The organism is Nakamurella sp. UYEF19 (assembly GCF_040546275.1).
Classification (GTDB): Bacteria; Actinomycetota; Actinomycetes; order Mycobacteriales; family Nakamurellaceae; genus Nakamurella.
The window spans coordinates 392682-407224 of the sequence record NZ_JBEPNO010000001.1 but is presented as its reverse complement, the minus strand read 5'-3'; the positions used below and the strand labels follow the sequence as shown (position 1 = coordinate 407224).

Sequence of the window (14543 nt, the reverse complement as noted above, 5' to 3'; positions counted from 1 at the left end):
GTCGCGAGACTTCCAGGGAGCAACGATGTCCGTCGCAGGACCACTTCGGGTCGGCATGGTGGGGTACGCCTTCATGGGCGGCGTCCACTCGCACGCCTGGCGAAGCGCCCATCGCTTCTTCGATCTACCGCTCACCCCAGAACTGACCGCGCTGGCCGGCCGCAACGCCGGCGCCGCGCAGGCCGCCGCCGACAAGATGGGGTGGGCCTCGGTCGAGACCGACTGGCGGCGGCTGATCGAACGCGACGACATCGACCTGATCGACATCTGCACCCCCGGCGACACCCACGCCGAGATTGCGATCGCGGCCCTGCAGGCCGGCAAGCACGTGCTCTGCGAGAAGCCCTTGGCCAACTCCGTCGCGGAGGCCGAGCAGATGACGCAGGCCGCCACCGCGGCCGCTGCGAACGGCGTGATGGCCATGTGCGGCTTCACCTATCGCCGTACGCCCGCACTGGCGCTCTTCAAGCAGATGGTCGACGACGGCAAGGTGGGGACCATCCGTCAGGTCAGGGCGCAGTACCTGCAGGACTGGCTGTCCGACGAGAACGGACCGCTCACCTGGCGGATGGACAAGGAGAAGGCCGGGTCCGGTGCGCTCGGCGACATCGGCGCGCACATCATCGACGCCTCACAGTTCGTCACCGGCCAGCAGATCACCGGGGTGTCGGCGATCATGGAGACCTTCGTGAAGGAGCGTCCGATCGGCGGCGAGCTCGTCGGCCTCGGCGGGCGTGGCGCGGTCGGCGCCGACGTGCCGAAGGGGCCGGTCACCGTCGACGACGCCGCCCTTTTCACGGCACGTTTCGACGGCGGGCCGATCGGCATCTTCGAGGCCACCCGTTTCGCTCTCGGCCGCCGCAATGCCCTGCGCCTGGAGGTCAACGGCTCTCTGGGCTCGATCGCGTTCGACTTCGAGGACATGAACACGCTGCAGTACTACGACGGCACCGATGAGCCTGGCGCACAGGGGTTCCGGCGCATCCTGGTGACCGAGCCCGAGCATCCGTACATCGCCGCCTGGTGGCCGCCCGGCCACGGACTCGGCTACGAGCACGGATTCACCCACCAGGTCGTCGACCTCGTCAACGCGATCGCCACCGGCGTCCAGCCGACTCCGTCGTTCGCCGACGCCCTCAAGGTCCAGCGTGTGCTCGCGGCCGTCGAAACCAGTGCCGGCAACTACTCTACCTGGGAACCCGTCCCCGCCTGACCCCCCCCGCCGCGCTTATCAACTTCGACGGCGCTCATGATCGTGGCGGTTTTGTGGCTCGTGGGGCAGAAATCGACCCGATCATGAGCGCAACCCTGACGAGCCAGGGAACGCTCGTCCCGCCCGACCAGGAAGAGGAAGAACATGAGCGCGCTCTACACCGCGTCTGCCACCGCCACCGGGGACGGCCGCAACGGCCACACCCGCAGCTCGGACGGCCTGGTCGACCACGATCTGGCCACCCCGGTGGAGATGGGCGGCCCCGGTGGGGCCACCAATCCGGAGCAGCTCTTCGCCGCCGGGTACTCCGCGTGCTTCCTGTCCGCGCTCAAGCTGATCGCCGGCAAGGAGAAGGCCCCCATCGCCGACGCCGCGGTGACGGCCGACGTCGGGATCGGCCCGAACGGCGCCGGCGGGTTCGTTCTCTCGGTGGCGCTGCACGTGGAGATGTCCGGCGTTGACCAGGCCACCGCCGACGCCCTCGTCGAGGCCGCCCACCAGGTCTGCCCCTACTCGAACGCCACCCGCGGCAACATCGAGGTCACCCTGGACACCATCACTACGTAGACCGGACAACGGTGCAACTGCAGCCGTGATGCAACAGTGAAGGTCGGAGTCGTTCGTAGTCGAACGACTCCGACCTTCGTTATCGGCTGCCGCCGCCGACCGGGGTCGGGAACAGCCCGTGCGGGTCGTGTGACGGTGGGCGCGGAGGGGTTCGAACCCCCGACCGCCCGGGTGTAAACCGGGAGCTCTTCCGCTGAGCTACGCGCCCTTCATCAGGGGCCGACGACAAGGCGCCCTGACCGGAAGATGATGCCACGGCTGGGCGGGTCGGCCCAAACAATGCGCCTTCCGACCGCGGGTACACCGGGAGCCGCACGACCCACGGCCGTTCCCGCCACCGCCCATGCTCTCCGCGGTCAGGGCGAGGTGGACGGGTCAGGCGGTCGCGAGGGCTGCGACGGCGCGCTTCCAGGAGCCTTGGTCCCTGGCCTCGCCCGGCCCGTTGACCTCGGCGAAGCGCACGACGCCCTCGGTGTCGATCAGGAAGGTCCCGCGGAGCGCGAACCCACCCTCGTGGAAGGAGCCGTAGGCCTGGGAGACCACACCGTGCGGCCAGAAGTCCGACAGCAGCGGGAATTCGTACCCCTGAGCTGCGGCCCAGGCCTGCAACGCCGGGGCCGGGTCGGTGGAGACGGCCAGCACCTGGACATGCTCGTTCTGGAAGGACGCCAGATCGTCGCGCACCGCACACAGCTCGGTGGTGCAGGTGCCCGAGAAGGCGAACGGGTAGAAGACGACCAGCACGGCCTTCTTCCCCCGGAAAGACGACAGCGACACGGGTGCCCGGTTGGCGTCCGGAAGGGTGAAATCCGGTGCTACCGAACCGATCTCGACTGACATGATGGCCCCTTCCCACTGCTGACGATGGCTGGTGTTGGCTGTTGACCGGAGCTGCCTGGCAGGCATCCGATGACCACAAGCTACCTGCGGATCCGGCCCTGCTTCGCGCGCGCCAACCTGGCGGTCATCCACTGGGTGCCCCCGGCGACGGTGGTGGTCTGCGAGAGCCCCGCAGTCCGGGTGGCCTCGGCGATGTCACTGGGCTCCACATAGCCGGCCCGCCCGGTCTTGGGCGTCAACAGCCAGATGACCCCGGTGTCGGCCAACAGGGTGATCGCGTCCACGAGCGCGTCCGTCAGGTCACCGTCGTCCTCTCGCCACCACAGCACCACCGCGTCGAGGACGTCATCCGCGTCCTCGTCGAGTAGTTCGGACCCGATGATGCGTTCCACCGCGTCCCGCAGATCATGATCGACGTCGTCGTCGTAGCCGATCTCCCCCACGACGTCGCCGGCCTTCAGACCGAGCCGGACAGCGACGCTGCTCTCGGAGGAGCCCTGCGCCTGTCCCGAGACCTCGCTCACGTGTTGTCGCGCCTTCCCACTTGGTGAACCCTCCATAGATGCTTGTGAACCCGTGCGGCCTTGAGAATGCGACACCGTGCTCGGCATCACCAGCTGGAAGTGCCCCGGCGTGGACCACATTATGCAAGCAACCCGCAGTCCGAGAACTCCCGACCCACCCTTGGGCCCGATCGTGGGCGGCCGACAGCTGTCCACCGCAGCCCGCGGCGGCAGAGCGCTGAATGATGCGGAAGGATGGTAGGCGGCGGCTCCCACCCGGGGCGGCCTGAGACCAACCGGTCGACGCGAGCACGTGCCCATCGCACATCACCGCCGCCGATCGCCTGACGAGGAGATCCCTTGGCTTCCTCCAGCATGACGCCGCGGCCGGCCGGACCCGAGACGGGCCCCTCACGACACCACCTGATCCGCGACGGTTTCGCCGCCCAGTTCCCGGACGCCGATCCGGAGGAGACCCAGGAATGGCTGGACTCCTTCGACGCCATGGTCGACGCCGGCGGCCAGCAGCGGGCGCGCTACCTGATGATGCGGATGCTTGGCCGGGCCGGAGAGCGGCACGTCGGGCTCCCCGCGCTGACGACGACGGACTACATCAACACCATCGCGACCGAGTCGGAGCCCTTCTTCCCCGGTGACGAGGAGGTGGAGCGCCGCTATCGGAACTGGATCCGCTGGAACGCCGCGATGATGGTGCACCGCGCCCAGAGGCCGGGCGTGGGCGTCGGTGGACATATCTCGACATATGCCTCGTCCGCGAGCCTGTACGAGGTCGGCTACAACCACTTCTTCCGCGGCAAGAACCACCCCGGCGGCGGCGACCACATCTTCTTCCAGGGGCACGCATCGCCCGGCATGTACGCCCGCGCGTTCCTCGAGGGGCGACTGTCGACCGACAAGCTGGACGGCTTCCGTCAGGAGGTCTCGCACCCGGGCGGCGGGCTGCCGTCCTACCCCCACCCCCGGCTGATGCCCGACTTCTGGGAAAACCCGACGGTCTCGATGGGCCTCGGCCCGATGAACGCCATCGCGCAGGCCAGGGTCAACCGCTACCTGCACCACCGCGGCATCAAGGACACGTCCCAGCAGCACGTCTGGGCCTTCCTCGGCGACGGCGAGCTCGACGAGGTCGAGTCGCGCGGGCTGATCCACCTGCCGGCCATCGACGGACTGGACAACCTGACGTACGTGATCAACTGCAACCTCCAGCGGCTGGACGGCCCGGTCCGCGGTAACGGCAAGATCATCCAGGAGCTGGAGTCGTTCTTCCGCGGCGCCGGCTGGAACGTCATCAAGGTGGTCTGGGGCCGCGAGTGGGACACCCTGCTCCGCGCCGACAAGGACGGCGCCCTGGTCAATCTCATGAACACCACGCCGGACGGCGACTACCAGACCTACAAGGCCAACGACGGCGCTTACGTCCGCGAGCACTTCTTCGGACGCGACCCCCGGACGAAGGCCATGACGTCGTCGATGAGCGACGCCGAGATCTGGGCCCTCAAGCGCGGCGGCCACGACTACAAGAAGGTGCACGCGGCCTACCACGCCGCCACCCACCACGTCGGGCAGCCGACGGTCATCCTGGCGAAGACCATCAAGGGTTTCCACCTCGGGTCCTCGTTCGAGGGCCGCAACGCCACCCATCAGATGAAGAAGCTGACCCTGGACAACCTCAAGTCGTTCCGGGACGAACTGCACATCCCGATCTCCGACGCGCAGCTCGAGGCCGATCCCTACCAGCCGCCGTACTACCACCCCGGCGACGATGCTCCGGAGATCCAGTACCTCAAGGAGCGGCGGGCCCGGCTCGGCGGATACATCCCCGAGCGTCGCGTCACCTCGAAGCCACTGCAGCTGCCCGGCGACGACACCTACAAGGTGCTGACCCGCGGATCGGGCAAGCAGGAGATCGCCACCACCATGGCATTCGTCCGCTTGGTGCGAGATTTGTTCAAGGACAAGGAGATCGGCAAGCGGATCGTCCCGATCATCCCGGACGAGGCCCGGACCTTCGGCATGGACTCGTTCTTCCCGTCGCAGAAGATCTACAACCCGGCCGGCCAGCTGTACACGGCCGTCGACGCCAACCTCATGTTGGCGTACAAGGAGTCCGAGCAGGGCGTCATCCTGCACGAGGGCATCAACGAGGCCGGTTCGGTCGCGACGTTCACCGCGGTGGCCAGCAGCTACGCCACCCACGGCGAGCCGATGATCCCGATGTACATCTTCTACTCGATGTTCGGTTTTCAGCGGACCGGGGACGGCCTCTGGGCCGCCGGCGATCAGATGTGCCGCGGGTTCGTCCTGGGCGCCACCGCCGGCCGCACCACGCTCACCGGCGAGGGCCTGCAGCACGCCGACGGGCACTCGCACCTGCTCGCCGCGACCATGCCGCACGTGGTCGCCTACGACCCGGCCTACGGGTACGAGATCGGACACATCGTCAAGGACGGCCTTCGCCGGATGTACGGCGGCCCGGAGGCGTCGGGCTCCGGCGTCACCCGGTCTGCCGGGGACTTCGGCGGCGAGGACATCCTGTACTACATCACTCTCTACAACGAGCCGTACGTCCAGCCGGCGGAGCCAGAAGGTCTCGACGTCGAAGGACTGCTCAAGGGCATGTACCTGCTCTCGCCGGCCAAGGAGACCGAGGGCAAGGCCCGGGTGCAGCTGCTGGCCTCCGGCGTCGGGGTGCGGTGGGCGCTCGAGGCCCAGCAGTTGCTCGCCGCCGACTGGGACGTGGCGGCCGATGTCTGGTCGGTGACCAGTTGGACCGAGCTGCGCCGCGAGGGCGACACGATCGAGCGAGCGAAGCTGCTCGACCCCTCGGGAAACCACCCCGAGCCGTATGTCGCCAGCGCCCTGGCCGACCGCCCCGGACCGGTGATCGCCACCAGCGACTACCAGCGTGCGGTGCAGAACCAGATCGCGCCGTGGGTACCCGGGGAGTTCGTCGCCCTCGGCGCGGACGGCTTCGGCTTCTCAGACACCAGAGCCGCCGCCCGCCGCCATTTCCTCATCGACGGACCGTCGATGGTGGTCGCGGCTTTATCCGCTCTTGAACGTCAGGGCGGCTACCGGGAGGGCGCCGCTTCGGAAGCAGTCGGGCGTTACCAACTGCACGACGCGAAGGCCGGGACCTCGGGTAACGCAGGTGGCGACTCCTGACCCAAGATCTCTCCGCGGCAGCGGTTGTCGGAGCTCCGGGCGGTCTGTGAAATGGCCGCACGGGCTCTGGCCAACCGGTTTGCCGCCGCGGTATCTTCGGGCGCGTTGTTGCTCTTCTCTCCGGCGCCTCGCGCACTTCACGGGGTCAAGGCGCATCCCCTCGGTCGGAGAACGGCACCGGCCGGGGTGTTCCACCCCGCGGGCCCACCGTGGACAACGCTTCAGGAGAGCAGCATGGCGCAGGGAACTGTGAAGTGGTTCAACGCGGAGAAGGGCTACGGGTTCATCTCCCCCGAGGACGGATCCGGCGACGTCTTCGTGCACTACTCGGCCATCGGCGGGTCGGGCTACAAGTCCCTCGAAGAGGGCCAGCGCGTCACCTTCGAGGTCGAGCAGTCACCGAAGGGCCCGCAGGCCACCGGCGTCACCCCGGAGTGACCCGCTCCGGCCGCGTACATCATTGCCCGGCCGGGAACAGCGGCACATGAGGGCCGGTATCGCCGCCGCGATACCGGCCCGGCATGTTGCGCCCGCGCCCGCCAATGCGGGCCGACGAAGGGACCCCAGATGTTCGGTCTGATCGCCCCCTGCCGACACCATCTCGACGACCAGCTCCACCGGCAGTGGCAGGCCCACCTCTGCGGTCTGTGCCTCTCGCTCCGGGATCGGCACGGCCAGCTGTCGAGAGTCACAACCAATACCGACGCCGTGATGACGTCGGTACTCCTGCAGGCCCAACGCAGCATCGCGGCTTCGACCGTGACGGCCGGACCCTGTCCGCTCCGCGGGATGCGCACGGCCACGGTGATCGCGCCGGCCGAGTTGTCCGCCCGGTTCGCCGGCACCGCATCCCTGACGCTGGCCGCCGCGAAAGCGGCTGATGTGTTGCAGGAGAAACGATCCGGGGTGAACTCGGCCCACCCGGTCCGTAGCGCGGCCGCCGCCGGCCTGGCCGGTGGCCTGCGCAGGCGGGCGCTCGCGGACCGCGCCATGTCAACATCGATCGACGCCCCCGGGATGTTGGCCGACCTGGCCCGGCAGGCCGATCTGGAGTTGACCACGAGGCCGGGTGACTCCCTGCTGGCCGTCACCGCCCCTTCTGCGATCGCAGCCGGCACGATCTTCGCGGCCACCGCCGACCTGGCCGAGGCCCCGGCGAACGCCGGTGCGCTGCGCGAGATCGGCGAGGCCTACGGAGCTCTGGCGCACGTGATGGACGCAGCGGAGGACCTGGACCGCGACGCGCGGGCCGGCGACTTCAACCCACTGACCGCGACCGGGCACACCCTGGCCGACGCCAGGGCGCTGTGCCGGCAGCTGGCCGACACCATCCGGAACGGGCTGTCGAGGCTGCAGCTCACCGACGACCGGCTGATCCGGATCCTGCTGGTCGACGCCGTACACGCTGCGGTGCACCGTGTTTTCGACCCGCGCGTCCTCGACGCGACCGCATCGTGGGAGCCGGCGGCGCCCGGGGGACGGCCGATCGCCGGCCATCCGGGTCACCCGCCGGCGGCGCCAGGCGACCCGCCACCGGGACCCGGTGGTAGTCGGTCCTTCTGGCGCAACGTGTTGCCCTGGGTCGGCGTGTACTGCACCGGCTACGCGCTCTGCGCCAGCCACGACAACCCCTGCACCGGGCGCCGTCACGAGCCCGGATGCACCAATTGCAACTGCGACGGCAGCTGCTGCGACTGCTGCGACGGGGGCTGCTGCGACTGCTGCGACTGCTCCTCGACCCACCACGCGGACCCACCCCCCACGGCCGGACCGACCGACCAGCCGACCGGACACCCGTCCCCGCCGAGCGGTCGTGACACCCTGCAGGGGTGACCGGAACCATCGACGCAGAACTCGCCGAATCGGCTCGGCCGGCCGTCAGCGATGCGACGTTGCTGAAGGTGGAGCGCGCCGCCAGTGGCCTGGCCACCCGCTCGGTCGCTCTGATGGACGAGCGGCTGCCGTGGTTCCGGACGCTGCCGGCGCTGCAGCGCAGCTGGGTGACCCTGGTCGCTCAGGCTGGCATCGCCGGCTACGTCGGCTGGGCCCGCGGCGGCCTCGACGGGTTCAAGCTCACCGAGGCCGTCTTCGGCGCCGCCCCCCGAGAACTGGCGCGCAGCGTCACGCTCCGCCGCACTGTCGAACTGGTCCGGATCGCGATCTCGGTGGCCGAGGAGCACCTGCCGGCGCTGGCCACGGACCCGGCCGAGTCGGCGGCGCTGGCGGATTCGCTGCTGCGCTACTCCCGGGAGGTCGCGTTCTCCGCTGCCGGGGTCTACGCGGCCGCCGCCGAATCCCGCGGTGCCTGGGACCAGCGATTGGAAGCACTGGTGGTGGACGGCATCGTGCGGGGAGACGGCGGCGATTCCCTGGCCTCGCGGGCTTCGGCCCTGAACTGGGACTTCTCCGGTCAGGTCGCGGTGGTCGTCGGATCCCGGTCTGCCGCCCTCGCCGGGACTGCGGATCGGGCCGCGGCGGCCGGCGTGTCCGCGCTCTCCGGACTGCACGGCGACCGGCTGATCCTGATCCTGGCGGCCGACACCGAGCAGGTCCTCGCCAAGGGCGTCGACTCCCTACTGAACATCTTCGGTGACGGACCGGTGGTGCGCGGACCCGTCGGGACCGGCCTGTCCGGGGCGATGGCCTCGGCGCGGACGGCGCTGTCGGGCCTCCGCGCCGCTGCCGGATGGCGCGACGCGCCGCGCGGGGTCGACGCCGACAGCCTGCTGCCCGAACGGGTGCTGGCCGGCGACGCCGAGGCGGCAGACTACCTGCGGCGCAGCGTGTATTCCCCCCTGCTCGCCGCCGGAGAACCGCTCCTGGGAACACTGGACACCTACCTGGCGTCCGGCGGCGCCCTCGAACCGACCGCCCGGCTCCTCTTCGTCCACGCCAACACGGTTCGGTATCGGCTGCGACGGATCAGCGACATCACCGGGCTGGACGCGACGACCAGCCGTGAGGCCTTCACCTTGCAGATCGCGCTCACCGTCGGGCGCCTCGCCGATTCGGTCTGACCCTGACAGGTCCAGCCGACCATTGGCCGAATACGCACCCTCGTTTAGAGGATTCCTACAAGGACCGGAGGGGGACTTGGTAGGACCGACGACCACGCATCCGGGTCCGCGTCGTGGTTTGCTGAACGGGTGCTGGCCATCGTCTCCCCTGGACAGGGATCGCAGAAGCCCGGAATGCTCCTACCCTGGCTGGAGGTGGAGGGACTCGCCGCATTGGCCGCCCGGTTCACCGCGGCCGCCGAACTCGACCTCGTCCGGCTGGGTACCACCGCCGATGCGGACGAGATCAAGGACACTGCGGTCACCCAACCGCTGGTCGTCGCCTCCGCCCTGCTGGCGGCCTCCACCCTCGCTCTCCCGGCCTCAGCCGTCACCGCCGGTCATTCGGTCGGTGAACTGGCCGCCGCCGCGGTCGCCGGCGTGATCGACCCGGAAGCGGCCGTACGTACGGCCGGGATCCGCGGCGCGGCCATGGGCCGGGCCTGCGCCATCACCCCGACCGGCATGTCAGCCGTGCTCGGCGGCGACACGGACGCCGTCCTCGCCGCTCTGGAGGCACTGGACCTGGTGGGGGCCAACGTGAACGGCGGCGGCCAGGTCGTGGCCGCCGGCTCGATCGAGGCACTGGCTGCCCTGGCGGCGGCCCCCCCGGCAGGAGCGCGGGTCATCCCGCTGCCGGTCGCCGGGGCGTTCCACACCCAGTACATGGCCGCCGCTCGGGACGCCCTGCACGCCGCCCTCTCGGGCATCACCACGGCAGATCCGGCGCGCCCGCTGCTCACCAACTCCGACGGCTCGGTCGTGGCGTCGGGGTCCGTCTACCTCGAACTGCTCACCGCCCAGGTCACCAGGCCGGTGCGCTGGGACCTCTGCATGGCAACCCTCGGGCGCCTGGGCGTCACCGGCGTCCTCGAACTGCCACCGGCCGGCACCCTGGTCGGTCTCATCAAGCGGGACCTCAAAGGCGTTGCGACCCTTGCCCTCAAGACCCCGGACGACCTGGACAAGGCCGCAGCCTTCATCGAGGAACACAGCGGCGCGTCTGGAATCAGCACCGCTGCACCGAACGGCCCAGCGTCGAACAGCACAGTGAGGTCCAACGCATGAGTGGTGTCAAGATCTCCCACCCGACCCCGACGGCAGGATCGAAGATCGTCGGGCTGGGCCACTACCGACCGGAGCGGATCGTCACCAACGACGACCTCTCCAAGATCATGGACACCAACGACCAGTGGATCCAGAGCCGGGTCGGGATCGCCGAGCGTCATGTCGGCGGCGATCAGGACACCGTCGCGTCGATGGGCGCAATCGCCGGCGGGAAGGCTCTGGCCGACGCCGGTCTCGACCCGTCGGACATCGACACCATCATCGTCGCGACCTGCACCACCGAGTCCCAGGTCCCCCACACCTCGACCCAGATCGCGCTGGCCCTGTCGATCTCTGCTCCCGGTTCGTTCGACCTGAACGCCGCGTGCGCCGGCTTCTGCTATGCGTTGGCCGCCGCCGACCACGCCATCCGCGCCGGCAGCGCCAGGAACGTGCTGGTCGTCGGTTCGGAGAAGTTGACCGCCTGGACCGACCCCGTCGATCGCGCCACTGCGATCATCTTCGGCGACGGCGCCGGCGCTGCGGTGGTGACCGTTTCCGACGAGCCGGAGATCGGACCGGTCGCCTGGGGCAGCGACGAGCAGCAGACCCAGGCCATCCGGATCGAGTCGCGTGCAGGCAGTTTCATCCAGGAGGGTCAGGCCGTCTTCCGCTGGGCCACGTCGGCCATCGCGCCGGTGGCCATCAGGGCCGTCGAGCTGGCCGGCCTGCAGCTGTCGGACATCGACGTGCTGGTCACCCACCAGGCCAACCTGCGCATCGTCGAGTCGATCGCGAAGAAGCTGGTCACGGCCGGGGCGCGTCCGGAGATGCGGGTGGCCAAGGACATCGTCACGTCCGGCAACACGTCGTCGGCATCCATCCCGATCGCTCTGGACCGGATGCGCGAGGCCGGACAGGTCTCCCCCGGCGAGGTGATCCTGGCCGTCGGTTTCGGCGCCGGACTCACCTACGCCGGACAGGTGTTCCTGTGCCCGTGACTGCCTGTCGGCGCTGAGCGCCCCGCCCGCTGGGGCAGAATTCGCCCTGTGCACGCAACTCCCGCACCAGCGGGGATCGCTGAACACAATCCTCCCGGGTCCCCGGCAGGAACATCACCACCGAAAGGAACCACCGTGAGCAACGAGGACACCCTCGCCGGCCTCGGCGAGATCGTCGAAGAGGTCGCCGGCGTCCCGGCTGCCGACGTCACCGCCGACAAGTCCTTCACCGACGACCTTGACATCGACTCGCTGTCGATGGTCGAGATCGCGGTGCAGGCCGAGGACAAGTTCGGTGTCAAGATCCCGGACGACGAACTGGCCAAGCTCAAGACCGTGGGTGACGCCGTCACGTACATCGACGCCAACAAGGCATGAGCGAGGACCACGACGTCGTCGTCACGGGGATCGGCATCACGTCGCCGATCGGCGGCACTGCTCCGGACACGTGGCAGGCCATGCTCGACGGCCGCATCGGCGTCACGGCGAACACCGCACCCTGGGTGGAGAAGTACAACCTCCCGGTGGCCATCCACGCGCCTCTGCTCGTGGAACCGACCGACATCATCCCGCGGGTCGAGGCCCGTCGGCTCGACCGGTCGCAGCAGGTGGCCATGGTGGCCGCCCGCGAGGCCTGGGCGGATGCGGGTTCACCGGAGATCGACCCCGAACGGATGGGCGTCGTGGTCGGAACGGGTATCGGTGGCGCCCTGACCCTGCTGGGTCAGGACGACATCCTGGAGCAGTCCGGGATCGGCAAGGTGGCCGTCATGACCATCCCCATGCTGATGCCGAACGGCCCGGCCGCCGCCGTGGGTCTATGGGCCAAGGCCCGCGGCGGCGTCCATGCCCCGGTGGCCGCCTGTGCGGCCGGCGCCGAGGGCATGGCCTGGGCCTACACCCTGATCAAGGCCGGGGAGATCGACATCGCGATCGCCGGCGGTGCCGAGGCCTGCATCCACCAGCTCCCGGTGGCCGGCTTCTCGCAGATGCGTGCGATGAGCACCCGCAACGACGATCCGACGACGGCTTCGCGGCCGTTCGACCTCGGACGGGACGGATTCGTCCTCGGTGAGGGCGCCGGCATGATGGTGCTCGAGCGTCGCGACCACGCGGTGGCACGCGGAGCCGAGATCTACGGCACGCTGGCCGGTATCGGCATGTCGAACGACGCCTTCCACATCACCGCCCCGGAGCCCAACGGCGAAGGTGGCAGTCGCGCCATCGCCAAGGCGCTCCGTTCGGCCGGCCTCACCAAGGCGGACATCGGGCACGTCAACGCGCACGCCACGTCCACTCCGGTGGGCGACGTGGCCGAGTCCAAGACGATTCTGCGTGCCATCGGAGACCACCCGGTGGTCACGGCGACCAAGTCGATGACCGGTCACATGCTGGGGGCATCCGGAGCCGTCGAGGCGATCGCCACCGTGCTGGCCGTCAAGCACGGCATCGTGCCCGGCACCAAGAACGTGTTCGACCTCGATCCGAAGATCGAGATCGACGTGGTGACCGAGACCCGCAAGGTCGAGCTCACCGCGGCCGTCAACGACTCCTTCGGTTTCGGCGGTCACAACGTCGCGCTGGTCTTCACCAAGTAGCGGTCTTCACCAAGTAGATGTCAGGAGCACGCGTGAGCACCCCGACCGCTGAGGCAGCCGCAGCAACACCGGCTGCCGCACCCGGCCCCCGCCAGCTCGATTTCCGAGAGCCGGAGATCCGGCTGGCCAAGCTGCTGGATGTCGACACGGTGGTGGCTCTCCACCCGACCGACACCTCCGGAGTGTCGGTGGTGCGCGGCCGGATCGACGGCGCGAAGGTCATCGCCTACTGCACCGATGCCACCCGGATGGGCGGTGCGATGGGGTCGGCGGGCTGCCGTCACATCGTCGACGCGATCGACGCCGCCATTCGGGAGCGCATCCCGGTGATCGGCATCTGGCACTCCGGTGGTGCCCGCCTGGCCGAGGGTGTCGAAGCCCTCGACGGTGTCGGGCAGGTTTTCGCTGCGATGGTCCGGGCGTCCGGACGGGTGCCGCAGATCTCCGTGGTGCTCGGGCCGGCCGCCGGTGGCGCCGCCTACGGGCCGGCGCTGACGGACGTCGTGATCATGTCCCCGGAAGGCCGGATCTTCGTCACCGGACCGGATGTCGTCCGATCGGTGACCGGTGAGCAGGTCGACATGGAGGCCCTCGGCGGGCCGTCCGCCCACGGACGTAAATCCGGTGTGGTGCACATCGTCTCGGACTCGGAGGACGACGCCTACGTCCGCGCCCGCCGGGTCTCCAGCCTCTTCTCCCGGCCGGGCATCGCCGGAGTGGCCGGCATGGTCGACGACCCCGAACTCGAACACGTCCTGCCCGAGCAGCGGAACCGGGCGTACAACGTCCGCCCGGTGATCGACCGCATCCTGGACGAGCCGATGGAGGAGCTGCAGGCCAAGTGGGCCCCGAACATCGTCATCGGTCTCGGTCGGCTCGCCGGCCGCAGCGTCGGCGTCGTCGCCAACAACCCGCTGCGGCTGGGCGGCTGCCTCGACTCCACCTCGGCCGAGAAGGCGTCACGGTTCGTCCGGATGTGCGATGCCTTCGGCATTCCCCTGCTGGTGATCGTCGACGTGCCCGGCTACCTGCCCGGCGTCGGCCAGGAGTGGGACGGGGTGGTGCGGCGCGGCGCAAAACTGTTGCATGCCTTCGCCGAAGCCGTTGTCCCACGGGTCACGCTGGTGACCAGGAAGGCCTACGGCGGGGCCTACATCGCGATGAATTCCAAGTCGCTCGGCGCCACCGCGGTGTTCGCCTGGCCGGGCGCGGAGATCGCCGTCATGGGTGCCAAGGCGGCCGTCGGGATCCTGCACAAGCGCAAGCTCGCTGCCGCTCCTGACGACGAACGCGAGGCCCTGCACGCTGCCCTGGCCATCGAGCACGAGAAGGTCGCCGGTGGCGTGAACCGCGCGATCGAGCTGGGCGTCGTCGACGAGGTCATCAGTCCGTCCGAGACCCGGCGTCGGGTGGCCGAGGCCCTCGCCTCGGCCCCGGCCGGCCGCGGCGCCCACAGCAATATTCCCCTCTAGCCGTCCCGAACATCCCCCTCCAGCCGTCCCGAACATCCGGATGCAGCCGCCCCAGTCTGC

The 14543-nt window shown here is 69.4% G+C and carries 13 protein-coding genes and 1 tRNA gene; 11 read left to right on the top strand and 3 right to left on the bottom strand.

The window, feature by feature from the left end; translation table 11 throughout:
* Positions 1-25: 25 nt before the first annotated feature.
* Together ABIB25_RS01895 and ABIB25_RS01890 are read left to right on the top strand one after the other, a co-directional pair.
* Positions 26-1213: a Gfo/Idh/MocA family protein gene (locus ABIB25_RS01895; protein WP_354526699.1), complete on the top strand. Its 1188-nt coding sequence runs from the start codon at positions 26-28 to the stop codon at positions 1211-1213.
* 144 nt (positions 1214-1357) lie between these two features.
* Complete coding sequence (locus ABIB25_RS01890) at positions 1358-1780, top strand: organic hydroperoxide resistance protein (RefSeq protein WP_354526698.1); 423 nt, start codon at positions 1358-1360, stop codon at positions 1778-1780.
* Positions 1781-1916: 136 nt separating this feature from the next.
* Here ABIB25_RS01890 and ABIB25_RS01885 read toward each other — a convergent pair.
* The 3 genes from ABIB25_RS01885 to ABIB25_RS01875 all read right to left on the bottom strand — a co-directional run bounded on the left by ABIB25_RS01885 (position 1917) and on the right by ABIB25_RS01875 (position 3144).
* Positions 1917-1988 (bottom strand) — tRNA-Val (locus ABIB25_RS01885).
* Between the two features lie 167 nt (positions 1989-2155).
* Entirely contained in the window at positions 2156-2620 is a 465-nt protein-coding gene (locus tag ABIB25_RS01880; protein WP_354526697.1) for a peroxiredoxin, read from the bottom strand.
* Between the two features lie 80 nt (positions 2621-2700).
* Entirely contained in the window at positions 2701-3144 is a 444-nt protein-coding gene (locus ABIB25_RS01875) for a DUF3052 domain-containing protein (RefSeq protein WP_354526696.1), read from the bottom strand.
* Positions 3145-3498: 354 nt separating this feature from the next.
* On the opposite strand from ABIB25_RS01875, the gene aceE reads away from it, so the two are divergent.
* The 9 genes from aceE to ABIB25_RS01830 all read left to right on the top strand — a co-directional run bounded on the left by aceE (position 3499) and on the right by ABIB25_RS01830 (position 14483).
* Entirely contained in the window at positions 3499-6309 is a 2811-nt protein-coding gene (aceE, locus tag ABIB25_RS01870; protein ID WP_354526976.1) for a pyruvate dehydrogenase (acetyl-transferring), homodimeric type, read from the top strand.
* A 234-nt stretch (positions 6310-6543) separates the two neighbouring features.
* Positions 6544-6747, top strand: coding sequence for a cold-shock protein (locus ABIB25_RS01865; protein ID WP_354526695.1), 204 nt, complete (start codon positions 6544-6546; stop codon positions 6745-6747).
* Positions 6748-6876: 129 nt separating this feature from the next.
* Positions 6877-8142 (top strand): DUF5685 family protein, encoded by a 1266-nt coding sequence (locus ABIB25_RS01860; RefSeq protein WP_354526694.1) that lies wholly within the window; start codon positions 6877-6879, stop codon positions 8140-8142.
* A complete protein-coding gene (locus tag ABIB25_RS01855) occupies positions 8139-9326 on the top strand; it encodes a PucR family transcriptional regulator (protein WP_354526693.1) in 1188 nt (395 codons plus the stop codon). Before ABIB25_RS01860 ends, ABIB25_RS01855 begins: the two co-directional genes overlap by 4 nt.
* Positions 9327-9455: 129 nt before the next feature.
* Entirely contained in the window at positions 9456-10433 is a 978-nt protein-coding gene (locus tag ABIB25_RS01850) for an ACP S-malonyltransferase (protein ID WP_354526692.1), read from the top strand.
* Entirely contained in the window at positions 10430-11413 is a 984-nt protein-coding gene (locus ABIB25_RS01845; protein WP_354526691.1) for a beta-ketoacyl-ACP synthase III, read from the top strand. The genes ABIB25_RS01850 and ABIB25_RS01845 overlap by 4 nt, the downstream gene beginning before the upstream one ends.
* Before the next feature lie 135 nt (positions 11414-11548).
* Positions 11549-11791, top strand: a complete 243-nt coding sequence (locus ABIB25_RS01840; RefSeq protein ID WP_354526690.1) for an acyl carrier protein — start codon at positions 11549-11551, stop codon at positions 11789-11791.
* Positions 11788-13011: a beta-ketoacyl-[acyl-carrier-protein] synthase family protein gene (locus ABIB25_RS01835; RefSeq protein WP_354526689.1), complete on the top strand. Its 1224-nt coding sequence runs from the start codon at positions 11788-11790 to the stop codon at positions 13009-13011. Before ABIB25_RS01840 ends, ABIB25_RS01835 begins: the two co-directional genes overlap by 4 nt.
* Before the next feature lie 17 nt (positions 13012-13028).
* Positions 13029-14483 carry an acyl-CoA carboxylase subunit beta gene (locus ABIB25_RS01830; RefSeq protein WP_502919719.1) on the top strand — a complete coding sequence of 485 codons (1455 nt, stop codon included), beginning with the start codon at positions 13029-13031 and terminating at the stop codon, positions 14481-14483.
* Positions 14484-14543: the final 60 nt, after the last annotated feature.

Bases quoted from the DNA above. Each gene is read 5' to 3' on its own strand.
- ABIB25_RS01895 (WP_354526699.1), top strand. From the start codon at position 26: ATGTCCGTCGCAGGACCACTTCGGGTCGGCATGGTGGGGTACGCCTTC.
- ABIB25_RS01890 (WP_354526698.1), top strand. From the start codon at position 1,358: ATGAGCGCGCTCTACACCGCGTCTGCCACCGCCACCGGGGACGGCCGC.
- ABIB25_RS01880 (WP_354526697.1), bottom strand. From the start codon at position 2,620: ATGTCAGTCGAGATCGGTTCGGTAGCACCGGATTTCACCCTTCCGGAC.
- aceE (WP_354526976.1), top strand. From the start codon at position 3,499: ATGACGCCGCGGCCGGCCGGACCCGAGACGGGCCCCTCACGACACCAC.
- ABIB25_RS01865 (WP_354526695.1), top strand. From the start codon at position 6,544: ATGGCGCAGGGAACTGTGAAGTGGTTCAACGCGGAGAAGGGCTACGGG.
- ABIB25_RS01860 (WP_354526694.1), top strand. From the start codon at position 6,877: ATGTTCGGTCTGATCGCCCCCTGCCGACACCATCTCGACGACCAGCTC.
- ABIB25_RS01845 (WP_354526691.1), top strand. From the start codon at position 10,430: ATGAGTGGTGTCAAGATCTCCCACCCGACCCCGACGGCAGGATCGAAG.
- ABIB25_RS01835 (WP_354526689.1), top strand. From the start codon at position 11,788: ATGAGCGAGGACCACGACGTCGTCGTCACGGGGATCGGCATCACGTCG.
- ABIB25_RS01830 (WP_502919719.1), top strand. From the start codon at position 13,029: ATGTCAGGAGCACGCGTGAGCACCCCGACCGCTGAGGCAGCCGCAGCA.